Raw genomic sequence first — 24253 nt, forward strand, 5'->3', positions numbered from 1 at the left:
CGACGCAGCCGAAGGAGATCCGAAACTCGCCTGGGAGCGGAACGAGGGAATGGCGCGCTTGCCGGCCTGTACCTCGCTTACGGCTAACCTCCGTCATCGGGTGCATTGCAGCCGGCGGCAATTTAACGCTGCATAAGCGGGTTCGGCTCCGAGAGGGGCCGGGCAACGAGAGTGGTACCGCGGCAAGCTTCATAGAAGCCTGTCGTCTCTTGATACTTTTATCAGGAGACGGCAGGCTTTTTTCTATTCGAAATCCCAAACAAAAACAAAAACCTTTAGGAGGCTAACCCTTATGACCATTAACCATTCATCCAATCAAGTAAAATCCGAGAACCGCATCATCCGCATCTTCGATACGACCTTGCGAGACGGCGAGCAGTCGCCGGGAGCAACGCTGCGTCCGGAGCAAAAAATCATCTTGGCCCGCCAGTTGGCGAAGCTGGGCGTCGACATCATCGAACCGGGCTTCCCGATTTCGAGCCCAGGCGAGTTTGCAGCCGTGCAGCAAATATCCCGCGAGCTGCAAGGCGTTGAGATCGTTGGCTTCGCCCGCGCGATCAAAGGCGATATCGACGCGGCCGTGCGCTCCACGATGGACGCAGCCCGCCGCCGCCTGCATCTCTTTATTTCTTCCTCGGACATCCACCTGGATTTCCAACTGAAGAAATCGCGCGATCAGGTGCTTGCGATCGCCCGCGAAATGGTTGCGTACGGCAAACAGTTCGTCGACGAAATTGAGTTCTCGCCGATGGACGCAAGCCGCTCGGGGCGCGATTTTGTCATCGAGATGGTGGAAGCGGTCATCGCCGAAGGCGCGACGGTCATTAACCTGCCGGATACGCTCGGCTATGCGCTTCCCGAGGAGTACGGCGAACTGTTCCGCTCGGTGCGGGCAGGCGCCAGAGGCGGAGACAAAGTCCAGTACAGCGCGCACTGCCACAACGACCTCGGCCTTGCGGTGGCGAACAGCTTGGCGGCGATTAACGCAGGCGCGACGCAAGTGGAGGTCACCATTAACGGCATCGGCGAACGGGCCGGAAACTGCTCGCTGGAGGAGCTTGTGATGGCGATCGAGACGCGCAAATCGGCGATCGGCGCAGAGACGGGCATCGTCATGAGCGAGATTTACGAGACGTCGCGCATGGTGAGCCGGGCGATGAATTTTCCGATTGCGTACAACAAGCCGATTGTGGGCCGGAACGCGTTCCAGCATGAGTCGGGCATCCATCAGGACGGCTTGCTCAAGAACCGGAACACCTATGAAATCATGGATCCGGAAGCGATGGGCATCCCGCGCAGCATGATCGTGCTGGGCAAGCATTCCGGACGTCATGCCATTAAGCACCGTTTAGCGGAATTCGGCATCGAATTGAATGACGATCAGCTGCTGGATGTGTACAACCGATTTATTGAAAAAGCCGACGAGATGAAAATCGTCCCCGACGACGTTCTCGTTCGCCTGGCCAGCGAATCGACCGCGATACAGCACGATCCGTACACGCTTGTGGATTTGCAAGTACTGGCGGGAACGCAGCGCTCGCGAATCGCTTCCGTTACGGTCCGGGAGCGCGACTCTCAGGAAGAGCGGACGCTGACCGGCGCGGGTACCGGACCGCTTGAAGCGGTCATCCACTGCTTGCAGCAGGCGATTCCGGTGGCTGCGGAGTTCGAGGACCTGGAGCTGCATTCGCTGTCCACAGGGGAAGACGCGCGAGGCGAGGCAATCGTGAGCATTGTGCATAACAATCAGCGGTACTCGGGGACGGCCGTTCATAACGATATTATTTTGGCGGCGGCTGAAGCGTATGTCAGTGCGTGCAATCAGCTGCTCATGAGCAAGCAGGCTGCTGTGTCCGAAACGTTAGTCGGGCAAAAGAAAAGCAGCTAAGCGAGCCGAATTTGCACGAAATCGTGCACTCAATCACCGAATAGACGCAAGATTCCACTGCGATAGTGGTGATAGCACGAAGTCGTGCTCTCACCTCTTCGTTCGGCTGGCTAGTGCCGCTACCATACCGTTAATCAAGAAGCAGGGTGATGAACCCTGCTTTTTACTATCCATTCTATATTATCGATTATCCGTTTCCGCCCACTTTCCACAACCTACACCTGTTATCCACAGCTTTACCCACAGCTTCTAAGGACGATGTGTACAAGCCCCTCAAACCCGCAAAAATCGGGCATGTGCCGTGTGAACAAAAGCGGGATAAGTTTTTCACAGCCTGTCTGTGGATAATGTGGATAATGGGGGTAATCAACCATGGGCCATATCCACAGGTTTGTAAAAGATTAAAGAAACATTAACAATTAAAGCTTTTTCGTTGTCGAATACTGTTAGAATTGCCGGACAATTCATCCAAGGCTGTGGATAGACCTGTGGAAAAAGGGGATAGATCGCATAAGCCGCCGTAAACCTCGCTTCCATTGTTGGAATGGTTCCTTTATCCGGGGTGAATGCTAATTCTCAAAAGCCGACGAAAGGATGGAACCATCATGCGAGAGAGTAGAAGCGGTTTGGAGCTGGCCTGGCTGGATGTCAAGAGGATGTGGTTTTCCCGGGCGGTTCGCATGTCGCTGCTGGGACTTCTTTTGCTCCCGCTGTTGTATAGCTTCATCTATTTATGGGCGTTCTGGGATCCGTCCGACCACACCGATCGGCTTCCGCTCGCGATTGTGAATGAAGATGCGGGTGCGAAACGAAGCGGGGAACAGCGTAATTTGGGACTGGAGCTGACGGACAAGCTGCTCGCGGATCAGAAAACGAGCTGGAAAGAAACCGGCCGCGAACAGGCCCATGCCGGCATCCTGGGCGGGAAGTATGCGATGGCGCTTTATCTCCCGCCTGATTTCTCCGAGCATGCCTTCAGCGTCAGCGGCGATCAGCCGAGGCCGACCCCGCTGCAGATCGAGCTGAACGAAGGGGCAAATATGCTGACCGCCAATGTGGTCCGCGCGATTGCGGATCGCATTCAGAATGATTTGCGCAAGGAGCTGCAGGATAATTATTTGACCGTTATTTTCGACCAGGTGCTAAACGGTGCGGAAGGGCTGAAGGAGGCGGCCGACGGGGCGGTCAAACTGTCGGATGCATCACAGCGTGCTTATGAAGGTGCGAGCCGTTTATCGGGCGGGCTTCAGCAAGGGGCGTCCGGCATCGCGCAGCTATCCGGAGGCGTACAGGCATTGACGGCTGGAGCTGACCAGATGGAACGAGGTTTGACGCAGTTAAGTACCTGGTCGCGGCACGTATCCACGGAATGGAAGGATTGGAGCGGCAAGCTGGCGGCAGCGAAACAATCCATGCCGGGTCTTATGTCGGAGCTGAGCACGACAAAGCCCAATCTATCGCAGTCCCTGGAACAGCTTACCGCTGATGCGGAAGCCTATAAGAACGATCTTCGGGCCGTTAAGCAGTCGGCAAACGAATTGGATCAGCTTCAATCGATGCTACTGAGCGCAAATGCCAACATTAATGAAGTGAATAATCGTCTCGAGCAAGCAAAGAGTCTTCTTCCGGAGCTGAGCAAACGCTATTCGAAGCTGTCCGATGATCCGAAATTTAAGCAGCTGAACAAAGCGCTGACAGACGCCCAGCAGTCGGGGACTGCGGCAGAAGAGGAGCTTTCTGACATTATACAGGCCATGGACAAGCAGACTGCTGCCATGAATCAATCCGTCGGTCAATTGGAACAGCGTACGGCGCAATTACAGCAGCGTATGGACGAGATTATGAACCAGACAGATGACTTTAGGTCGGCTGTGGATCGGGTTTCACTGCTGCTGGGGCAGCAGCATAAGACGGTTAATACGATTGACGAGCGGGTAAACGAAGTCAGCAGCGGCGTAACCCGCCTTCAGCAGGGAAGCGATAAGCTGAAAAACGGGCTGGAGCAGCTTGGCGGAGGTATATCTGCCCTGCAGACCGGCCATGCCAAGCTTGCGGACGGCGCGGCAGCTTTAACGGCAGGACTGGAGCAGATTCATCGAGGCCAAGCTGAGTTGTCGGACAAGCTGACGGACGCGGCGGGCATGGCCTCGGAGGACGGACGGGCGGAAACGCGTCAAGCGGTCATTAACGATCCAGTGAGGCTTGAGGAGCATAACCTGCATCCGGTGCCGAACAATGGCGTCGGCTTTGCGCCTTATTTTATCGCGCTGTCGCTTTGGGTCGGTTCGCTTGTGCTGTTCTTCGTGAATGATATCTGGCAGGTGCTGGAGCGGCCGCATGGCGCGCTGTCCTACATCGTGAGCAAATATATTGCGCTGGCGACGCTGAGTGTCTGCCAGGCACTGTTGTCCGTCTTTATTTTGCATACCGGGCTGGGTATACCGACCGTCGTAGCGCCGATTGCATTGTACGTATACGCGGCATTAGTCGGGCTCGTGTTTACGGCCATTCTTTTTATGCTGATTGCGGTATTGGGCAGCGAAAAGGGACGGTTTGCGGCGGTCCTAATCCTGATGCTTCAGCTGACTTCGAGCGCCGGATCGTATCCCGTCGAACTGGAGCCTCTTTTCTTCCAGACCATCCATCCGTTGCTGCCGATGACATATGCGGTTGAGGGGCTGCGCCATCTGATCTCGATTGGGGGCTGGAATGAAATAATCCGGACAGCGGTCGTGCTGTCCGGATTCGGTGTGGGTTCGCTTCTTCTATTCTACTTGCTGAAACGTCGCAAGATCATGGCGGAAATCAAACTGGTGGAAGTGAGGCCAGCCGTATGAGTCCCGGGGGTTATGCAAGCAGCTCTTCCCAAGCCTCGTAGACGGATTGCAGCTGGGCTTTGAGCGAATCCATATCCGATTGGATGCTTTGCACGCGAACATAATCGTTGTAAACATCCGGATCGGTCAACTGTTCCTCAAGCACCGAAATTTCCCCTTCGAGGCGGGAAATTTCGTTCTCCAGCTGCTCCTGTTTGCGCTGTTTGTTGCGTTCGTCACGCTTCGCCTGCTTGTCGGCTTCATAGGAGGAAACAAGGGGCGCTTCCGGCACCGCCGCGGGCTTTCCCTGTTTTCCTTGCGCAAATGACAGCGTTTCCAGCCGGAGCTCTTCGATTTCACGTTTTTTCTGGATCATTTCGTCATAATTTCCCAGGAAATGCTCTGTTCCCTGAGGGCTAAGTTCGACAATCCGTTCAGCCATTTTGTTAAGGAAGTACCGGTCATGGGAGATGAACAGCAGCGTGCCGTCATAATCCATCAGCGCGGCTTCAAGCACTTCTTTGCTGTACAGGTCCAAGTGGTTGGTAGGCTCGTCCAGAATAAGCATGTTGGCGCGTGCAAGCATCAGCTTCGAGAGCGAAACGCGTGCGCGTTCCCCGCCGCTTAGCGAGCCGATTTTCTTCTTCACATCGTCGCCGCTGAACAAAAAGTTGCCCAAAATCGTACGAATGCGGGCTTCCTCGATATGCGGATACGCGCTCCATAGCTCTTCCAGCACCGTATTGTGGTGGTTTAGGCCGGTATGCTCCTGGTCGTAGTAACCGATTTTGACGTTCGTGCCCCAGCGAATCGAGCCCTGCTCGTAAGACTGTTCGCCGACAAGCGATTTGAGCAATGTCGATTTGCCGATTCCGTTCGGGCCGATCAAAGCGACATTGTCGCCGCGTTCCAGACGGAAGGATACATGCTGAAACAGCGGCTCGCTTTTCTCCTGAAACTTGATCGACAGATCGCGCACGTCGAGCACGTCGTTACCGCTTTGGCGTTCGATTTCGAAAGAGAAGCTCGCTTTCTTCAGATCGCCTAGCGGCTTGTCGAGACGATCCATTTTCTCCAGCGCCTTGCGTCTGCTCTGCGCTCGCTTCGTTGTGGAGGCACGGACGATGTTCCGTTGGATAAAATCCTCCAGTTTCGCGATTTCCTCCTGCTGTTTATCAAATTGCTTCATCTGCGATTCGTACTCGGCAGCTTTAATTTCAATAAAACGCGAGTAATTGCCTGTATACCGCTTCGCGCTGTGGCGTTCAATTTCAACGATCGTCTGCACGACCGCATCGAGGAAATAACGGTCATGGGATACGACCAAGATGCCGCCGTCATATCCGCGCAGGTAATCTTCCAGCCATGTAAGCGTTTCAATATCCAAATAGTTCGTCGGCTCGTCGAGCATCAGCAAGTCTGGCGATTGCAGCAAAATGCGCGCCAACGCCAATCGCGTCTTCTGGCCGCCGCTTAAGGTGGAAATGACCGTATCGGGAGGGAACTGGCCGAAGCCCATGCCGTGCAGAATGCCGCGGATCTTCGTCTCGACCTCGAATCCGCCCTTCTCGCGAAACCAGTCGGAGAGCGTTGAGTACCGGTTCAGCACCGCTTCATATTGTTTGGCGTCGTCGTGAAGCTTCGGATCGGCAATTTGCTGCTCAAGCGAGCGAAGCTCCAGCTCCGCTTCCGTCAGATGGGCGAATACGGCGCGCATTTCCGCGTCAATGGTCTTGTCGGACTGCAGGCCGCTCGATTGCGCCAGATAGCCGATCGTCGTTTCTTTCGATTTATAGACGGTTCCGGAATCTGCAGACAGTTCTCCGGCGATAATACGAAGCAGCGTCGATTTGCCTGCGCCGTTGACACCGACTAGTCCAACCCGCTCGCGGGGCTGCACCTGGAACGTGATGTTCGAGAGTACGCTGCTTACTCCGTAGCTTTTGGAAATATCGGAAACTTGCAGAAGCATGATACGTGAACCTCCAAATAAGTTGAATTCCTATACGTCTAAGTGTACATGAAAAAGCAGCATAACGCGACAGGGTTCGAGGCTTTCGGCGAGGCCGGGGAATACCTCAGGCTTATTGGCGAAATCTGGGCAACAGTGGTAAACTAAATAACAACTATGGCTGGAACTGACGTAACTTGCGGTCAATATACGGGCAAAGCGGTGACCTGAATGAGTCAATCGGTGGAGAAAAAAGCAGCCCGCCAGTCGGCGGCGAAGAAGCGCGACAGTTATCCCGAACCGATGCGATTTGCTTGGTCGGATACGGCCTGCCAGCGCGCGGTGGAATGGCTGCAGGAACGGCCGGGACCGACTGTCCGCAGCGTCATGATCTATGTTCCGTTTCGCTCGGAGCTCGACCCGACGCTGCTGGTCGAATGGTGTTGGCGCAAAGGCATCGAGGTCGCGGCACCCAGATGCATTCAGGCGAGCCGGGGGATGGAACTTTACCGGCTGCAGGCTTGGGATGAGCTGACGCCAGGCGCATACGGGATTAAAGAACCCGATCCAGCGGCCGCGCAGCGCTGCGAGCCGGATTGGATGCCGGATATCGTTTTTGTCCCGGGTCTTGCGTTTGATAAACGCGGCGGCCGGTTAGGCTATGGCGGCGGCTATTACGATCGGTTTCACGAGCGCTTAGTCAAGCTGGCGGCCGACTCGGGCAGACCGATGCCGGAGTGGATCGGCCTTGGATATGAGGCGCAGTGGTCCGATGATCCCATTCCTATGGATGACCATGATGCTTATGTAGATGCGGTCATTACCGAACATGGCCTAACAAGGAGGAGCAAAGCGTGGAATTGACGCATTTCAACGAGCAGGGCCGGGCGCGGATGGTAGACGTCTCCGACAAGGAGATAACGGCCCGCACCGCAACCGCGCGCACGACGGTAACGATGGCTCCCGAAACATTATCCCGGATTAAAGCGGGCACGATCGGCAAAGGAGACGTGCTGGCCGTTGCGCAAGTGGCCGGCATTATGGCGGCAAAGAATACGTCGAACTGGATCCCGATGTGCCACCCTCTGCCGCTGACAGGCGTCAATTTGGCGTTTGCGGATAATGGCAAGGATGAGCTGTACATAGAAGGAACGGTAAAGACCACCGGCAAGACAGGCGTGGAGATGGAAGCATTGACGGCTGTTTCTGCAGCTGCGCTGACTGTTTATGATATGTGCAAGGCACTGCAGAAGGATATGTTAATCGGACCGACTCTCCTGACGGCCAAGAGCGGCGGCAAGAACGGCGATTATAGTCTAAACACTTAACGGAGTTTAAATTTCATGCTGTACATGGCATATCTTTCTGAAAATGCGAATGGGGGAGAAGCTCATGACGTGGAAAGTGGCGTTGCTCACAGCAAGCGATAAAGGCTCGCGCGGCGAGCGGGAAGACACCAGCGCTCAGGTAATTCGGGAATTGGTCGAAGAGGAGCTCAGCGGCGAAATCGTCGATTACCGGATTGTCCCTGACGAACAGGATGAAATCATGGCGGCACTTATCGAGATGACGGATTATTTTCAAGCAGACCTTGTGATCACGACAGGCGGGACGGGACTTGCGCCGCGCGATCTGACGCCGGAAGCGACGCTGAAGGTCATTGACCGCAACGTTCCGGGTCTCGCGGAGGCGATGCGCATGGGCGCGATGCAGCGCACGCGCCGGGCGATGCTCTCGCGAGGCGTATGCGGCATCCGCGGACGCTCGCTTATCATCAATTTGCCCGGCAGTCCAAAGGGCGTGCATGAGAATCTGATGGCGATTATGGACCAGCTGCCCCATGCGCTGAATATTCTTTCGGGACGAATGGGGGAGCATAACGAATGACGAAGCCGAAGAGCGGAACGATTCTGAAGGAAGTGCCGGTGCAGGAAGCGGTCGGACTTCGGCTTGCGCATGACTTGACGCAGATTATTCCCGGGCAATTTAAGGGAAGACTGTTTAAGAAGGGTCATATTATTGTAGAGGAAGACATCTCTAAGCTCCTTGATATAGGCAAGGAGCATATTTATATTATGGAGCTTGGCGAAGGCGAGCTGCACGAGGATGATGCGGCAAAGCGAATGGCGGCGGCCCTGAAGGGCGAAGGCTTGCAGTTGTCGGAGCCGCATGAGGGCAAGGTGGCGGTGAAGTCTGCGCTCGATGTGCCTGCCATCGCCATGATCGACCCTGAAATTGTTCACGCGATTAACGGTTTAGGTGATATCGCGCTGGCAACGCTCCGTACGCATGCGGTAGTCATGCCGGGCGGTCAGCTGGCCGCGACCCGTGTTATCCCGCTTGTCGTTCCCGAGGAGAAAGTGCAAGCCGTGGAAAAGCTGATCAGCGGTTACCGTGCCCGCAACGAAGGGCAGTCGCCGCTTCGGCTGCAGCCGCTCCGCAAGTTACGGATCGGCCTGCTGACAACAGGCGGCGAAGTGTTCTCCGGACGCATTCAGGATAAGTTCGGGCCGGCCGTGCGCCGCATTGTGGATTCGCTCGGCTCCGAGATTGCCGAGCAGCGTTTCGCGCCGGACGACCGCCATATAATTGTCAAGGAAATACACTACTTGCTGGAGCAGTCCTATGATATGATAGTGGTAACTGGCGGGATGTCGGTGGATCCCGACGATCGTACGCCCGCAGCCATTGCGGAAGCCGGCGCGCGGATTGTCAGCTACGGAACGCCGATGCTTCCGGGCTCGATGCTTCTGATGGGCTACCTGGACGGCGTGCCGATCATGGGGCTGCCAGGCTGTGTCATGCATGATCCTTATACTTCGTTTAACGTGCTCTTGCCACGCATTCTTGCGGGCGACACCATTACAAGAGAAGATATCGTCTCGATGGGTTACGGGGGCCTTCACGGCTGCTGATCCGTCGCTCCTTGCCGAGACGACTTGTATTTGACGAAGCGACTAATTCTCTTCTGCTTGCTTGAAGCAGAGTTTCGTAAATGTACAACTCATCTTGAAGGAGGTAATCAGACGATGTTTAGCGGAATTGGCGTTACGGGTTTTCTGCTGATTGCAATCGTGGCACTGTTGTTGTTCGGGCCGAATAAGCTGCCTGAGCTGGGACGCGCTTTCGGGCGTACGCTGAAGGAATTCAAAGCCGGCGCGAAAGATATCATGGAAGACGACGATGATCGCAATCGCAAGCCGGTACAACGGGTGGAAGTCAATCGTGACGAGCAGAATGACAACAAGCGGCTCCCTGAATAGTGGGGCCTTCTTTTTTTATTTGAAGCGAATGAGAGGTGAGCGCAGCGGTGGTTGAAATGGATGAATCGCAGGCGAGGGAAGCCGCTCGCGGCGACCAGCCCATGACCTTGCTCGACCATATCGGCGAGCTGAGGCGCAGAATTATCATTATTCTTGTTATCCTTGTCCTCGGGATGGTTCTCGGTCTAGTGCTGGCAGATCCGGTGTACAAATTCATGTTGAATCAGGAGCCGGTGAAGGGCATGAAGTTCTACGCCTTCTCCCTGTGGGACGGCATCGGCATGTATATGAAATTCGCGCTCGTCATCGCGCTGATCTTCGCTCTTCCGACGGCCGCCTACCAGTTATGGGCGTTCGTGAAGCCGGCTCTCGGGTCTAAAGAACAGCGAGCGGCGCTGTTGTTTGTACCTTTTGTGCTGATTATGTTTCTGGTCGGTTTGGCGTTTTCTTATTATGTAGTCTTCCCGATGGCGTTCAACTTTACGACGGATGTGGCGAAGCATCTGAACCTGGAGGAGAACTACGGGGTCATTCAATATTTCACGTTTCTGTTCAATATTCTCATTCCGATTTCGCTGCTTTTCGAGCTGCCGATCGTCATCATGTTTCTGACGAAGCTGCGGATCGTCAATCCGCTCCGGCTGAAGAAGATGAGACGTCTCGCTTACTTCCTGCTCATCATTGTAGGAATCATCGTGACGCCGCCGGATTTTATTTCCGATGCGCTGGTCGCCATACCGCTTATTCTGCTCTATGAACTGAGCGTGATGCTCTCGGGCGTTGTCTATAAGAAACAGCTGCAAGCCGACAGGGCTTGGGAAGAGGAATATGGCACATAATGTTGAAAGCCGGCGAATGCCGGCTTTTTTTGTTTGCGGTTGAAAAGCGGACTAAGCCAACCGTTCGGGGCATTCTAAATTTCATGTGAAATGGACGCGAAAGACTTGAAATCCGTAAACAAAATCGGTATTATTAGAAATGGTTATTAGCACTTGCCGAGTGTGAGTGCTAACAAGACAACAATTGCAGCATTAATATCAAAAGGAGGCTATTTTTCATGATCAGACCTTTGGGTGAGCGCGTATTGATCGAACCAATCGCGAAAGAAGAAACAACTGCTAGCGGCATCTTGTTGCCGGAAACAGCGAAAGAAAAGCCGCAAGAAGGCAGAGTCGTCGCTGTAGGCAGCGGAGCGATTAAGGACGGCGTACGTATTGCGCTTGAAGTTAAGGAAGGCGACCGCGTGTTGTTCTCCAAATACGCCGGTACTGAAGTGAAATACGAAGGCAAAGAGCTTTTGATTATGAAAGAAAGCGACATTCACGCGATCTTGGGTTAAGCCTTTTTGCAAGGCTGGCTCCACATACATGTTTAATGAAATTACCTAACTAACGATTATACGGGAGGTTATCTATAATGGCGAAAGACATTAAATTCGGCGAAGACGCTCGCCGCGCGATGCTGCGCGGTGTCGATGCACTTGCGAATGCTGTTAAAGTTACACTTGGTCCTAAAGGCCGCAACGTGGTATTGGAGAAGAAATTCGGCAGCCCGCTAATCACAAACGATGGTGTTACCATTGCCAAAGAAATCGAGCTTGACGATGCATTCGAGAACATGGGCGCACAGCTCGTTAAAGAAGTAGCTACAAAAACAAACGATGTTGCCGGTGACGGTACAACTACAGCTACAGTTCTTGCTCAAGCAATGATCCGTGAAGGCCTGAAGAACGTAACTGCAGGCGCTAACCCAATGGTTATTCGCAAAGGTATCGAGAAAGCTGTTCGCGCAGCTGTTGAAGAGCTGAAAGTAATCGCTAAGCCAATCGCTGGTACAGAGTCGATCGCACAAGTTGCTTCAATTTCTTCCGCTGACGACGAAGTTGGCCAACTGATCGCTGAAGCAATGGACAAAGTCGGCAACGACGGCGTTATCACGGTTGAAGAATCCAAAGGCTTCGTAACGGAGCTTGAAGTGGTTGAAGGCATGCAGTTTGACCGCGGTTACCTCTCCCCTTACATGATCACGGATACAGATAAAATGGAAGCTGTCTTGGACAACCCATTCATTCTGATCACAGACAAGAAGATCTCCAACATTCAAGAGATCCTTCCGGTTCTGGAGAAAGTGGTTCAATCCGGCAAGCAATTGTTGATCATCGCGGAAGACGTTGAAGGCGAAGCATTGGCAACATTGCTCGTTAACCGTCTGCGCGGTACATTCACTTGCGTAGCTGTTAAAGCTCCTGGCTTCGGCGACCGCCGCAAAGCTATGCTTGGCGACATCGCTGCTCTGACAGGCGGCCAAGTGATCACGGAAGAGCTCGGCCTCGAGCTGAAAGCAACAACTGTGGATCAACTGGGTACAGCTCGTCAAATCCGCGTTACTAAAGAAAACACAATCATCGTTGACGGTGCTGGCGACAAGAAAGACATCGATGTTCGTATCGGCCAAATCCGTGCGCAACTGGAAGAAACAACTTCCGACTTCGACCGTGAGAAGCTGCAAGAGCGTCTTGCTAAGCTTGCTGGCGGCGTAGCGGTTATCAAAGTTGGCGCAGCGACTGAAACAGAACTGAAAGAGCGCAAACTGCGCATCGAAGATGCTCTGAACGCCACTCGCGCAGCGGTGGAAGAAGGTATCGTTTCTGGTGGCGGTACTGCACTCGTGAACGTATATGCAGCAGTTGCGGCAGTAAATGCTTCTGGCGACGAGAAAACAGGCGTAAACATCGTGCTTCGCGCTCTGGAAGAGCCGGTTCGCACAATCGCGGCAAACGCGGGTCAAGAAGGCTCCGTTATCGTTGAGCGTCTGAAAAAAGAAGAAATCGGTATCGGCTACAACGCTGCTTCCGGCGAGTGGGTGAACATGTTCCAAGCAGGTATCGTTGACCCTGCGAAGGTAACGCGTTCCGCACTGCAAAACGCGGCATCCGTTGCGGCTATGTTCCTGACAACTGAAGCGGTTGTCGCTGACAAGCCAGAAGAGAAGAAAGCCGGCATGCCTGATATGGGCGGCATGGGCGGTATGGGCGGAATGGGCGGCATGATGTAATAAGCGCCCTTAGCCCTTGATTTATAAGGGATTTGAGGTGTCGGGGTATCCTGAGGGTAACTAAAGGGAACATCGGCAGAAAATTAGAGGCTTCTCATGAGTTCACCGAACTTGTGGGATGCCTCTTTTTTCGTGGATTTGGTACGTGCAGATATACGTTCTTTGTCGTATCGTCGTCCTTGTGGCCAAGTCGTGCCATAATTTCATGCAACTCGAATTTCAATTCGGCTAACAGGGATGTATGGGTATGACGAAGTGAATGGGGCTCTGCGACGCATCTGAAAACGTTAGTTTAAAGGAATTACGACTGCTATGCAGCCGTGATCCTTTCTAATGTGTATCGTAAATTCTTGTGCATTGTCTACTCATCTAACTGTATTTATACTTGATTTAAATTTAAGGAAGGGAGGTTTTTGAGTTTAACTTGGAGACGTACTTCGTTGTCAGTCTGACAAAAAAGCCTAGGAGGAGAACAATGTCAATTAAGAAATTATATGTGTATTTGCTCTCACTTACTTTAATTTTCTCAGCAACAATCGTAATTCCAGGTCCAATTGTGAAAGCGGATACACAATTTGCTATTTACGTAGATCCTCTAAACGGTCAAGATACTAACGATGGGCTATCCACCGCTTCTGCATTCCAAACCATAGAACATGCTCGCGACGTAGTTCGAACGATGAACTCCAATATGACGAACGATATCCATGTGTACCTTAAAGGCGGCACGTATACGCTGACATCTACGCTCTCCTTTACTGAAGAGGATTCGGGAACGAATGGATTCAACATCATCTATTCCGCCTACAATGGCGAGAAGCCGATTATCAGCGGTGGTAAGCAAATTACAGGCTGGACGTTGTATGATGCTAGCAAAAATATTTACAGTGCGTATGCTGGCGGAGACATTGAAACCAGGCAGTTATTCGTGAATGGAAGCAGGGCAACCCGGGCGAAAAGCACAGGAGCGCCTTCACCACTTACCTTTGTTAAAGCATCGGGTTATTCTGCAACCGGCAATGTATTAGCCAATAGCACGATTCCTATGCACAACTGGGGAAACAAGAGTGACATCGAGTTTGTATATAAAAATGAATGGACTGCGCCGAGAATTGGTGTCAGCACGATTTCGAATAACGGAACAACAACCACATTCACGATGAAGCAGCCTGGTTGGAAATTCGTAACCAATAAAGGGGGGACTTCAGTTGGCGGAACCCACAATACAAATGGCCTTCCTTGGTACATTGAGAATGCCTACGAGTTGCTCGATGCAGAAGGGGAATGGTACCTGGACAGATCTACCGACTATTTCTACTATAAACCAAGAGCTGAAGAAAATATTTCAACGGCTTCGATAGTAGTGCCGACCTTGGAAGAATTAGTAAGAATTGAAGGCTCTGATCTTGATCATAAAGCGAGCAATATCCAATTCAATGGGGTTACTTTTTCCTATGCAACTTATCTAAGAGTAAATGGGGACGGCGGACTCCCAGATGCGCAGAACAATGTCTTAAGGGACTATGTAAAGGATGAAAATGGAAACGATGTAGCTAGAGAATCCATCGTCAATGCTGCAGTCAATTTGAAATATGCCACTTCTATTAAGTTCGAAAGAGACATATTCGAACATCTTGGTGGAAGCGGACTGAACATGTATGCCGGATCTCAAGACAATTTGGTAGTTGGATCGGTATTTACAGATATCTCAGGCAATGGTATACAGGTGGGGGATTACACAGGTCTGTATACAGCTGGAACGGAAAACTACGCTCAGTCCACAGATACTCGTGCGATCCTTCGAAATAATGATGTAAATAATAGCTATTTTAACAAAATCGGATTGGAATACTTTGCTTCAACAGCCATAGCAGCCAGCTTACCTCAGGATATGGATATTACACATAATGAAATTAGCAATGTTCCTTATTCAGGCATCCATGTAGGTTGGGGATGGACTTTGTTCCCCACAACTGTCCATCAAAGAACGAATATCCAATATAACTATGTTCATGATTATATGGCAGTATTAAGAGACGGTGGAGGGATCTATACACTTGGCGCTACTGGCGGCTCTGACACGAACAAGTCATATATCTCGAACAACTATATTCAAAACCAGCTTAACCCATTTGGAGCCTTGTACCCGGATGAGGCCAGCAGCTGGTATGAGATAACAGACAATGTTGTCAACAATGCATCTAGATATCTTCATATTTGGATAAATACGATCCATGATATCAATGTGAACAATACGTATACGACAACATCCAATTCTGTAAATAGTGGAATCCGTACTACTGTCAGTAATACGACTGTTGTCACAAATGGCAATTGGCCAGCTAACGCTTTGAACATTATGAATCAAGCAGGCTTAGAAAGCGCTTACCAGGATATTAAGTCGCTTTCCATAACGCCACCAGACCCGGTTCCACCAATGGTGACGGATCCAACTTACGAGCTTTTTCAAGATTTTAATAATGAAATAACTGGAAGCGCTCCGGCGAATTGGACAGTTCCTGCAGTAGGAACTGGAACTACACAAATTGTCGAGGTACCGAGCGCTGCCGATAAGAGCGTAAAGATGTCTAGAAGTACCTCAGGCCAGGGCGGGGCTGGAAGTAGAACATTTAGTCCTATTACAGCCGGCAGCTTTGAAATAAAAGCCATGGCTTCACAAACCAATGCTTACGCATATATCGCTTTTTTAGGTGATGGCGCTAAGACGTTTGCGGCAGTTACATTTAAAAATAACGGCAAAATCGCCTACATGAAGTCTGATGCCAACTGGTATGACATTGTTTCTTATACAGCAAATACATGGTATACCATCAAAATTGTATTTAATACAATTACCGATAAGTACGACTTATATATTAACGGTAATAAAGTATTGAGTCAGGCGCCTTCGCAAAGCGCATCAGGTACAGGAAATATTACCGTTTTAAGTAACGGGATATACAGCGGCAATGCAGGCACCATTTATATTGATGATCTGCACGTAAAGTCGGAACCCCAGCTCCTTTCAGACCAAGATATCATTTCGTTGGATAAACAATCGCTTCGCGTCGGTTATGCCGATGGTGACTTCGCAGCGAGCGTTACACAGAATGTCTATTTAAGTACAGCAGGTGTGAACGGGACGACGGTTACATGGAGCAGCAACAACCCGGCGATTATTGCAGCCGACGGCACTGTAACACGTCCGGCATGGAACGCTGCAGACACGACTGTCACATTGACCGCGACGATCGCCAAAGGAGCGGCGGTCGATACGAAGTCGTTTACGCTGAGGGTTTTGAAACTGCGAGATTCTATTAATCCAGACACTGTCGCTGACCTAAACGGGATTGTCGGAACGGGAGGCTGGTACATTTCGGACGCAACCGTTTCGCTCAGCGCATCGGACGACTTGTCCGGAGTTTCTTCCACAGCGTATTCGCTGGACGGCAGCGGGTTTACGGTATATACATCCCCAATTACGCTTAGCGATGGTATACACGAATTGAAGTTCCGTTCCGCTGATAATGCCGGCAATGTGGAAACGGTACATACGGTTAACGTTTCTATCGACAAAACAGCACCAGTCGACGCCGTGTTGTCTGCAGACATTACAGCGCCAACCAATAAGGACGTTAACGTAACGATCAGCTATCCGGACGATGCGACGGTGAAGGAATACAAAGTTGGAGAAAACGGCGAATGGACGGCATACGGCGCTCCAGTGGTTGTCTCCGAAAACTGCAAGGTTTATGCAAGAGGAACGGATGCTGCGGGCAATGTGTCGAAAGAGACGAACTTCACGGTCAGCAATATCGATCATATAGCACCTATCGATGCAACCTTGGCTGTAGATACAACAGCGCCGACTAACCAAGGCGTCTCCGTAATGATTAGCTATCCGTCCGATGCGACGGTGAAGGAGTACAAAGTAGGAGATAACGGCGCGTGGAAAGCTTACACCGAACCGGTGGTTGTTTCCGACAATGATACCGTATATGCAAGAGGTACTGATGCAGTAGGAAATGTATCGAATGTAACCAGCATTACGGTAAGCAACATCTTTAAGATAGCTCCTACAACCACCGCAACATTAAGTCCGACCGCGCCTAACGGCAAGAACAGCTGGTATACTACGGATGTGACCGTAAGCTTATCCGTAAGCGCCAGCGTTTACGGAGGCTCCGTAGCTACGGAATACCAGGTGAATGACGGTGAATGGATCGTTTACACCGGCTCCATTCCAGCTTTCGGTGACGGAACTTATAAGTTCGGATACCGCAGCAAGGATCAGGCAGGCAATGTAGAACTAACCAAAACTATCGAATTTAAAGTTGACAAGACAGCTCCAGCGCTTTCCATCCAGTTGGATAAGACGTCGATTTGGCCGGCGAATCATACAATGGTTACGATCAATGCCACGCTGAATTCTAGTGATGTTACATCGGACGTTGAATCCGTGGTATTGACGTCCATCACGAGCAATCAACCAGATAGCGGCCAAGGCGACATCCAGGCCAATTTCGGTACAGCGGCCACTTCCTTTAGCTTGCGTGCTGAGAAGTCGCGCATCTATACAATCACGTACACGGCAACCGATAAAGCAGGCAACAAAACGGTTACTTCCGTAACTGTCACAGTGCCGCATGATCAATCTGGCGAAAATTAATAGGTAGTTCGATTGAGTGCGAGTTTGGCAGTAGACCCGGCAATCAATAAGAAAAAAATATTTTACAGGGGGAAGACATTCCTACCGTTACGGAGGAACAAACAAACAGCTGCCATGCCCCGTACCATTGGTTAAACGCTTATCCTTGAAGTCGTTGCAAAGTAGTTACGGATCAGGCTCGGCAGCTGTCGCTGTACGAGCTTTTTTCGTGGGAATCTTCCGATCAGTACATAATGCAAAGCTTGATAAATGCAACCGGTTGATTTTAAGCTCCGCGGATATCAAGAAGGTGCTGTGAATGAGCTGGCCAAGTGGAAACAAGGCGGTAAGGATCTCCTCTATTTGTGCGCAAGAAAATTGTGGCACAAATTGAAGTCTAGAGCTGATGGATCGTAATTGTGTATCGTAAATAAATGTGCATCTGAGGATGTGCATCGACTGGAAATGCTTATATTCACTGGCTTTTTTGCAAGTGTTGACTTGTAAATTCATGTGCATTGCCCGCGCAACACATTTTGCGATACATTGTGGCTACAACAGCGAGGAATTGAATTCGCAAGCAAATCGAGGTGACGCGTATGAGAGGAACAACGATCCGACAATCAATCAGAACACACAATCAATTAGGACGATCGACAAGCCCATCAAGTAGATTACGTAGATTGAAAATGAATATCCCATGGTTGATCATGTTCACGCCAGTCGCGTTATTCTTCATTATTTTTAAATATGCGCCAATGGCCGGATTGGTCATCGCCTTTAAGAATTACACCGTCTACGAAGGCGTTTGGGGCAGTCAGTGGGTTGGCCTGGATAATTTCAGGATGCTATTCCGCGATCCCTCAGCAATATCAACGATTAGAAATACGCTGACTTTGAGCTTGCTTAGCATGTTTGTCAGCTTCCCATTCCCGATCATGCTAGCCATCTTCCTTAATGAAGTGCGAAAACTATGGTTCAAGAAAACAGTGCAAACCTTGGTTTACTTGCCGCACTTTCTGTCCTGGGTCATTGTAAGCGGAATGGTCATTACACTGTTCTCCCAAGAAAGCGGGATCGTCAATCATTTATTAGAAAAGCTGACGGGCGCAACCTACCCATTTCTTTATAAAGAAGGCTCCTGGATCACCGTATTCGTAGCATCGGGAATTTGGAAAAGCGCCGGCTTTGCGGCAATTATCTATCTTGCTTCACTGACAACCATCGATCCAAGCCTCTATGAAGCCGCTTGCATGGACGGGGCGGGTAAGATGCGCCAAATCTGGCATATTACTTTGCCAGGTATTCGTCCAACAATCGTATTGATGCTGATTTTGAATATGGGCCATGTGCTGGAGGTTGGATTTGACCAAGTGTTTACACTCCAGAACTCAGCGGTTGCAGCGGTCTCCGAGGTCATCAGCACTTACATGTATAGAGTTGGCTTGCAGGGCTTCCAATTCGGCTTGACAACGGCGATGGGATTGTTCGAATCGGTAGTCGCATTTATTCTCGTCGTGCTGACCAATATGATTGCTCGCAAATTTAATCAGGGTCTGTGGTAAGGAAGGAGGAGCATTGTGAAAGCGACAAGAGGAGAACGATGGTTCTATGCAGTAAACTATCTCTTGCTTACATTAGCGGGTTTAAGCTGCCTATTGCCAATAGTGAATGTAGCAGCCATGTCGATAAGCGGTGACGAGGCAGTGATCTCTGGAGCCGTGTCATTGTGGCCAGTTGATCCTACATTCAGTTCCTATACGATGCTGTTTAAAGGAAGCTCAATCTTAAAGTCATTCATGAACAGCGTTACGCTGACCGTCGTTGGAGTCGCGCTCAGCCTGCTTTTTACGGTACTCGCTGCATATCCGCTATCCAAAAGGGGATTTTATGCAAGAAAGCCTCTGACACTGGCAATTGTGTTTACGATGCTGTTCAGCGGCGGATTGATTCCAACCTACTTGGTCATTAATTCGCTTGGTTTGATTAATTCGTATGGTGCCATTTGGCTGCCGGCTCTTGTAAGCGTTTATAACATGCTGATTATGAAAACTTACTTTGAAAATATGCCGGAGGAAATGGAAGAGGCAGCACGGATCGATGGCTGTGGCGAGATTTCGTTTATACTTAAAATTTTGCTCCCGCTCTCGCTCCCGATGCTGGCTACAATCGCATTGTTTTATGGTGTAGGCTTCTGGAACGCTTTTATGAGCGTTTTGATTTATATCAATGATACCGATAAATACAACTTGACCGTCAATGTGCAGAATATGATACGCAGCCAGTCATTGATTGCGACGTTAACGACGTTAAGGCAAGAGGATCTTGATATGATCGCTCCGGAAGGCATTAAATCTGCAGGCATTATGGTTATGATTATTCCATTGATAATCGTGTATCCGTTTCTCCAAAAGTATTTTGTCAAGGGGGCGATGATAGGGGCGATTAAAGGCTAACCGCGGCTGGTGAAGTTGAACATCATTCGAATGCGATGATAGAGAGGGGATTTCTTCAATGAAAACGATGAAGATCAAGCAAAAGCTGGTTTACGGTTCAATCGCTTCCGCGCTTATGTTGACTACGGTGCTTGCAGGCTGTTCGAAAGCCGACAATAATGAAGCAAGCACTGAGAATACGCAGCAAAATACGGCTGAACAAACGAATAATACACAAAGTAATACGAAAGAGGCTGAGCCTGCTCCAAGAGGCAGCTTTACTTCATCGGTCTACGATCGTGGAAATTATCCGCCTGAGGAAGGGACTGTAGATAACAACCGCTGGACAAAGTGGATCAATGAGAATGGACCTGCTGATGTAAGCTATGTACCGATTCCTCGTTTCGAGTCCCAGGCCAAGTACAATGTGTTGTTCGCTTCAGGCTCGGCGCCGGATTTGATTTTCGAATATGACACAGCCTATCGGAATCAATTATTCAATCAGAAGCAGCTTATGCCTGTCGACGATATGATCGAGAAATATAGCACAGTCTATAAGGAGCTGTTGACGAAATTCCCAAGCCTTAAGAAGCTGTCTACGAAGTCTGATGGCAAGATGTATGAGTTCGGTCGTGTAAACGGCCTTCAACCGAACCATGTGTTGATGATTCGTAATGACTGGCTGAAGAAGCTGAACCTTCAAGTGCCGAGGACGACGGACGAGCTGTTTGAGGTTGCGAAGGCGTTCGCCGAGAAGGACCCTGATGGCAACGGCAATAAGGACACCTACGGTATGGCCCTGAGCTTCATCAGCGGTATGATTGTTGACTATTCGTTCGGCAACATCTTTACCATCTATGAGAAGTACCCTTGGTATCCGACAGCTGACGGACAGCTGGTTCACGACTGGGATCGTACGAAAGCTGCAGTCGACTTCAAGAAGAAGCTGTTTGACGCGGGCGTTGTCGACAAGGACTTCCTGACGGACAGCAAGGGCGAGAAGGCGAAGCAGGATTGGACGACCGGCAAGCTCGGCATTTATGGAGCTAGCGGATCATGGAATGATGCCGCTACCTACGATGCTCTTAAGCAAGCCGATCCGAATGCAGAGGTTATGATTATTCAGCTTCCGAAGAGCCCATTCGGACAATTCAGCCCGGCAATCGGTAACCCGGTTCAGATGACGGCTGCTGTCAATGCGACGGCGAAGGATCCCGAGTCGATTATGAAGTATGTGGACTTCCTGGTTACGCCGAAGACTGCAGAAACGTTGGCATTCGGTATCGAAGGAACGAACTATACGCTGAAAGACGGCTGCGCAGTACCAACGTCCGATGAGACCAATAAGCTTAAAGTCAGTGGCGGCGACCTGATGATGCTTTCCCAAACGAACCTGGATACTTTCACAAAGTGTAACGATATTAGTCTTATCGAAAACCCGACACAAACACAGAAGGATTTGTTCCAGCTTCGCACACAAGCGTTTGAGGCCTACCTCAGCAAGGACCGTCCAGTTGCTTATCTGACACATCCGGAACAAATGCCAGCGCTTCCTGTTGAGCTGCAAACGGTGACGACTAACGCGTTCAAGACGATTCTCGATATTTGGCAAAAGGCAATTATCTCCGGTTCTTCCTATACAACGGACCAAGCGTTGACTGATGCAAAGGCGGCTTGGGAACAAGCAAATGGTGCTCAAGTTGACGAATGGTATTCGAAATGGTATGCGGAGAACAAAGATAAAGCGTTCTTGACGAAGGATATGTACGAATTGATGATTAAGTAATTGTGCATTCGGGGCTTCCTGATCAAGGAGGCCCTCCCCCACCCCCGGGCGCCGCTGAGCGGTTGTCCGGGTTTTGTCGATTCCCGAAAATACTAGGAGACGAATGGCGGTTTGTTGACTACAATTACGTTCAGAGAGATGTTTAGGAGGATTCGCATGAAACGGAACGGATACCGCAAACTGCTGTTTTCATATGTACCGATACTCATTTTCGTCGTATCGGTATTATTTCTAGTTTTTTTCGGGACGATCTACGAGCTGACACGCAAGCAGACAGTGAAGGCGAACGATATGTTTGCGCAGCATGTGCTTCAAAACTTGAATTACAATCTTCGCATGATCGATCAGCTGATGATTAAAGAGATTTTGACGAATGAGAAATTTAGTGCATTCTTTGATCCGAGTCATAAGGACGATACCTATTTGTCCTATCAGGTGAATGAGAAATTGAAGGATTTTATAGGAACGGTTCCAATGGTTCATTCTGTTTACCTGTATCGCACGTATGATCACAAGGTGCTGTCTTCCAATATATTCATTCCGCTCGATTCGTATGGAGATCGGGAGTTCATCCGTCATGCGGCATCTGGGGCCAAAAGCGCCTATCCATGGACAGATCCCCGTCCTTTCAATGAGTTTAAAAATGAACAAAGCAGAAGAGTGGTATCGCTCGTAAAGCGAGTTCCCTTGCTGAGTGGAAGTCAAGGTCTTATTGTCGTGAACGTGGCAACGGATACGTTGGAGAAGCTGTTCAAGGAAATGTCCCAATCGGATATCAGCTTGCTTTATTTGGCCGATTCACAAGACCAGTGGATTCGAGGGGATATGTCCGTGGCGGCTCAATTGGGTACGAAACCATGGAAGGAGTTAAGGGAATCTTCTGTTGCGATGTCCGAGCTCAGCGGCTGGAGAGTCCATGTCGGGATTAAGGATAGCGGCGTGCTCGGCATGTTCAGGGCGCTGTCCTATTCTTGGATCGTATTAGGGCTGATTGGCATTATTATCGGAGCGATGTGGCTAGTCAGAACGAGCCGGAATCACTATAGGCCGTTGGAAGCGGTGCTAAGTAGAGTGCAGCAATTCACACACAAATCGGATTGGAATGGGAAGGAAGATGAGTATCGTTATATTGGCTCAGCCATTGACCGGCTTCTGGAGCGTTCCTCGTTGCTCGAGAAGCAAGCAAAGGAAAGCTCTATCTACCGGACGAGAATATTGTTTACGGAAGTGATGGAAGGGCTGCGGCTGTTAACCGATCAGGACTGGCAAAGGGAGGCTGCATCGCTAGGGTGGCCAGAAACTAAGGGACGAATGACCGTTGCGCTGCTGGAAATCGATAAGCTCAAGGGCTTTCAGGAGAAGTACTCGTCGAAGGATCAATATTTGCTCAAATTCGTCTTGCAGGATGTACTCAAGGAAATGGCTCAGGAGCAAGGTCTTCATGTATGGGCAGAATGGCTGACCAATACGGAGCTCGGTGTGTTGATATCAGTCGGTGATAACGGGGAAGAGACTATCAATAATTGGCTGGAGACGCTGAGACAGTGGGTAGACGCTAATTTGGAGTTTACAGTCACCATAGGGCTCGGCGGAACGATACGCGATATTACTGATCTGTCGCTATGCAGAGATGAAGCAGCTCAAGCATTGCGTTACAAAACTACGCTGGGCATGAACCGAATCATTGTCTATGCGGATCTGCATCAGCGCATGGAGCATCGGGTTTATGAGCAGCATCAGGTCATTAAACAGCTGGCAGAGCAGTATCGATTAATGAATGCTGCCTGGCAGGACCAGTTGAAGAAGCTTGACATGCATCTGAATGGTGAATTGTTTGAGCGTTCGGAAATCGTAGACATCATTCATTTCCTGCTGTACCAATTCGGTAGAGAAATGCAGGAGCTGTCAACCGAGTATCGAGATATCTGGCGGCAAGACGCGCAAACAGAAATTACGGCTTTATTGGATCGATTTGAAACTGTGGATGAATTGATCAACGAGCTTGAAGAGATTCTGTCACGAATATACAGACGAATCGAATCCGTTCGTTCTCAGCGGAATGTGTTTTCGATCGTGCAAGAGGTGAAGTCGTATGTGGAGCGCAATTATGCTGACCCATCCCTTTCACTTGTCCAGTTGAGCGATCAATACGAGATTGGCGCCACGCAGCTCAGCAGGCTGTTCAAAGAGGAAGTCGGAGAGAAGCTGGTTGACTACTTGACGAAGGTAAGAATGGAACAAGCGAAGCGGCTGCTGCTGGAGACGAAGAAACCGGTACAAGACATCGCGCTGGATGTTGGGTATACGCATTCTTTTTCCTTTATTCGTTCGTTTAAGAAGTATGTTGGAAGGACGCCAGGTGAATATCGAAAGGAATAGTGCATCGTAAATTAATGTGCATTGACTCATTGT

At 50.4% G+C, this 24253-nt stretch carries 16 protein-coding genes and 1 pseudogene; 15 read left to right on the forward strand and 2 right to left on the reverse strand.

Going from position 1 to position 24253, the window contains the following annotated elements; translation table 11 throughout:
* Nucleotides 1-292 precede the first annotated feature (292 nt).
* Nucleotides 293-1888, forward strand: a complete 1596-nt coding sequence (locus tag DL346_RS26080) for a 2-isopropylmalate synthase (protein WP_112885318.1) — start codon at nt 293-295, stop codon at nt 1886-1888.
* Between the two features lie 605 nt (nt 1889-2493).
* Nucleotides 2494-4725, forward strand: a complete 2232-nt coding sequence (locus DL346_RS26085) for a YhgE/Pip domain-containing protein (RefSeq protein ID WP_165822682.1) — start codon at nt 2494-2496, stop codon at nt 4723-4725.
* Nucleotides 4726-4735: 10 nt separating this feature from the next.
* Here the strand turns inward: DL346_RS26085 and DL346_RS26090 are convergent, their stop codons facing one another.
* On the reverse strand, nt 4736-6676 hold the full coding sequence (locus DL346_RS26090; protein WP_112885320.1) for an ABC-F family ATP-binding cassette domain-containing protein: 1941 nt from the start codon (nt 6674-6676) through the stop codon (nt 4736-4738).
* A 210-nt stretch (nt 6677-6886) separates the two neighbouring features.
* Between DL346_RS26090 and DL346_RS26095 the strand changes: the two genes are divergently transcribed.
* From DL346_RS26095 to groL, 8 genes are all read left to right on the forward strand, one after another.
* Nucleotides 6887-7519: a 5-formyltetrahydrofolate cyclo-ligase gene (locus DL346_RS26095; RefSeq protein WP_112885321.1), complete on the forward strand. Its 633-nt coding sequence runs from the start codon at nt 6887-6889 to the stop codon at nt 7517-7519.
* The gene (gene moaC, locus DL346_RS26100; protein WP_112885322.1) at nt 7510-7983 is read left to right on the forward strand and encodes a cyclic pyranopterin monophosphate synthase MoaC; all 474 of its coding nucleotides are present in this window, start codon (nt 7510-7512) and stop codon (nt 7981-7983) included. The genes DL346_RS26095 and moaC overlap by 10 nt, the downstream gene beginning before the upstream one ends.
* A 64-nt stretch (nt 7984-8047) precedes the next feature.
* Nucleotides 8048-8542 (forward strand): MogA/MoaB family molybdenum cofactor biosynthesis protein, encoded by a 495-nt coding sequence (locus DL346_RS26105; RefSeq protein WP_112885323.1) that lies wholly within the window; start codon nt 8048-8050, stop codon nt 8540-8542.
* Nucleotides 8539-9570, forward strand: a complete 1032-nt coding sequence (locus DL346_RS26110) for a molybdopterin-binding protein (RefSeq protein WP_112885324.1) — start codon at nt 8539-8541, stop codon at nt 9568-9570. Before DL346_RS26105 ends, DL346_RS26110 begins: the two co-directional genes overlap by 4 nt.
* A 114-nt stretch (nt 9571-9684) precedes the next feature.
* The gene (locus DL346_RS26115; RefSeq protein WP_112885325.1) at nt 9685-9918 is read left to right on the forward strand and encodes a twin-arginine translocase TatA/TatE family subunit; all 234 of its coding nucleotides are present in this window, start codon (nt 9685-9687) and stop codon (nt 9916-9918) included.
* Between the two features lie 56 nt (nt 9919-9974).
* Nucleotides 9975-10757 (forward strand): twin-arginine translocase subunit TatC, encoded by a 783-nt coding sequence (gene tatC, locus DL346_RS26120; RefSeq protein WP_112885466.1) that lies wholly within the window; start codon nt 9975-9977, stop codon nt 10755-10757.
* A 218-nt stretch (nt 10758-10975) separates the two neighbouring features.
* Complete coding sequence (gene groES / locus DL346_RS26125; protein WP_112885326.1) at nt 10976-11257, forward strand: co-chaperone GroES; 282 nt, start codon at nt 10976-10978, stop codon at nt 11255-11257.
* 77 nt (nt 11258-11334) lie between these two features.
* A complete protein-coding gene (gene groL / locus DL346_RS26130) occupies nt 11335-12972 on the forward strand; it encodes a chaperonin GroEL (protein ID WP_112885327.1) in 1638 nt (545 codons plus the stop codon).
* A gap of 83 nt (nt 12973-13055) precedes the next feature.
* Here the strand turns inward: groL and DL346_RS26135 are convergent.
* Nucleotides 13056-13237 (reverse strand): annotated as a pseudogene (locus DL346_RS26135) (tyrosine-type recombinase/integrase); the annotation flags it as partial.
* Nucleotides 13238-13447: 210 nt separating this feature from the next.
* Between DL346_RS26135 and DL346_RS29625 the strand changes: the two are divergent.
* The 5 genes from DL346_RS29625 to DL346_RS26160 all read left to right on the forward strand — a co-directional run bounded on the left by DL346_RS29625 (nt 13448) and on the right by DL346_RS26160 (nt 24220).
* Nucleotides 13448-17641: an OmpL47-type beta-barrel domain-containing protein gene (locus DL346_RS29625; protein ID WP_240633428.1), complete on the forward strand. Its 4194-nt coding sequence runs from the start codon at nt 13448-13450 to the stop codon at nt 17639-17641.
* Between the two features lie 578 nt (nt 17642-18219).
* Nucleotides 18220-19185 (forward strand): ABC transporter permease, encoded by a 966-nt coding sequence (locus tag DL346_RS26145; protein WP_112885328.1) that lies wholly within the window; start codon nt 18220-18222, stop codon nt 19183-19185.
* 15 nt (nt 19186-19200) lie between these two features.
* Nucleotides 19201-20076 carry a carbohydrate ABC transporter permease gene (locus DL346_RS26150; RefSeq protein ID WP_112885329.1) on the forward strand — a complete coding sequence of 292 codons (876 nt, stop codon included), beginning with the start codon at nt 19201-19203 and terminating at the stop codon, nt 20074-20076.
* A 58-nt stretch (nt 20077-20134) separates the two neighbouring features.
* Nucleotides 20135-21841, forward strand: a complete 1707-nt coding sequence (locus DL346_RS26155) for a type 2 periplasmic-binding domain-containing protein (RefSeq protein WP_240633430.1) — start codon at nt 20135-20137, stop codon at nt 21839-21841.
* 156 nt (nt 21842-21997) lie between these two features.
* The gene (locus DL346_RS26160; protein WP_165822683.1) at nt 21998-24220 is read left to right on the forward strand and encodes a helix-turn-helix domain-containing protein; all 2223 of its coding nucleotides are present in this window, start codon (nt 21998-22000) and stop codon (nt 24218-24220) included.
* Nucleotides 24221-24253: the final 33 nt, after the last annotated feature.

It is taken from the genome of Paenibacillus montanisoli (assembly GCF_003268025.1).
GTDB classification, from domain to species: domain Bacteria; phylum Bacillota; class Bacilli; order Paenibacillales; family Paenibacillaceae; genus Paenibacillus_Z; species Paenibacillus_Z montanisoli.

Excerpts from the sequence above, each read along its gene's own strand:
- DL346_RS26080 (WP_112885318.1), top strand. The coding sequence starts at position 293 with ATGACCATTAACCATTCATCCAATCAAGTAAAATCCGAGAACCGCATC.
- groL (WP_112885327.1), top strand. The coding sequence starts at position 11,335 with ATGGCGAAAGACATTAAATTCGGCGAAGACGCTCGCCGCGCGATGCTG.
- DL346_RS26090 (WP_112885320.1), bottom strand. The coding sequence starts at position 6,676 with ATGCTTCTGCAAGTTTCCGATATTTCCAAAAGCTACGGAGTAAGCAGC.
- DL346_RS26160 (WP_165822683.1), top strand. The coding sequence starts at position 21,998 with ATGAAACGGAACGGATACCGCAAACTGCTGTTTTCATATGTACCGATA.
- groES (WP_112885326.1), top strand. The coding sequence starts at position 10,976 with ATGATCAGACCTTTGGGTGAGCGCGTATTGATCGAACCAATCGCGAAA.
- DL346_RS26110 (WP_112885324.1), top strand. The coding sequence starts at position 8,539 with ATGACGAAGCCGAAGAGCGGAACGATTCTGAAGGAAGTGCCGGTGCAG.
- DL346_RS26155 (WP_240633430.1), top strand. The coding sequence starts at position 20,135 with ATGAAAACGATGAAGATCAAGCAAAAGCTGGTTTACGGTTCAATCGCT.
- tatC (WP_112885466.1), top strand. The coding sequence starts at position 9,975 with ATGGATGAATCGCAGGCGAGGGAAGCCGCTCGCGGCGACCAGCCCATG.
- DL346_RS26115 (WP_112885325.1), top strand. The coding sequence starts at position 9,685 with ATGTTTAGCGGAATTGGCGTTACGGGTTTTCTGCTGATTGCAATCGTG.
- DL346_RS26145 (WP_112885328.1), top strand. The coding sequence starts at position 18,220 with ATGAGAGGAACAACGATCCGACAATCAATCAGAACACACAATCAATTA.
- DL346_RS26105 (WP_112885323.1), top strand. The coding sequence starts at position 8,048 with ATGACGTGGAAAGTGGCGTTGCTCACAGCAAGCGATAAAGGCTCGCGC.
- DL346_RS26085 (WP_165822682.1), top strand. The coding sequence starts at position 2,494 with ATGCGAGAGAGTAGAAGCGGTTTGGAGCTGGCCTGGCTGGATGTCAAG.
- DL346_RS29625 (WP_240633428.1), top strand. The coding sequence starts at position 13,448 with ATGTCAATTAAGAAATTATATGTGTATTTGCTCTCACTTACTTTAATT.
- DL346_RS26095 (WP_112885321.1), top strand. The coding sequence starts at position 6,887 with ATGAGTCAATCGGTGGAGAAAAAAGCAGCCCGCCAGTCGGCGGCGAAG.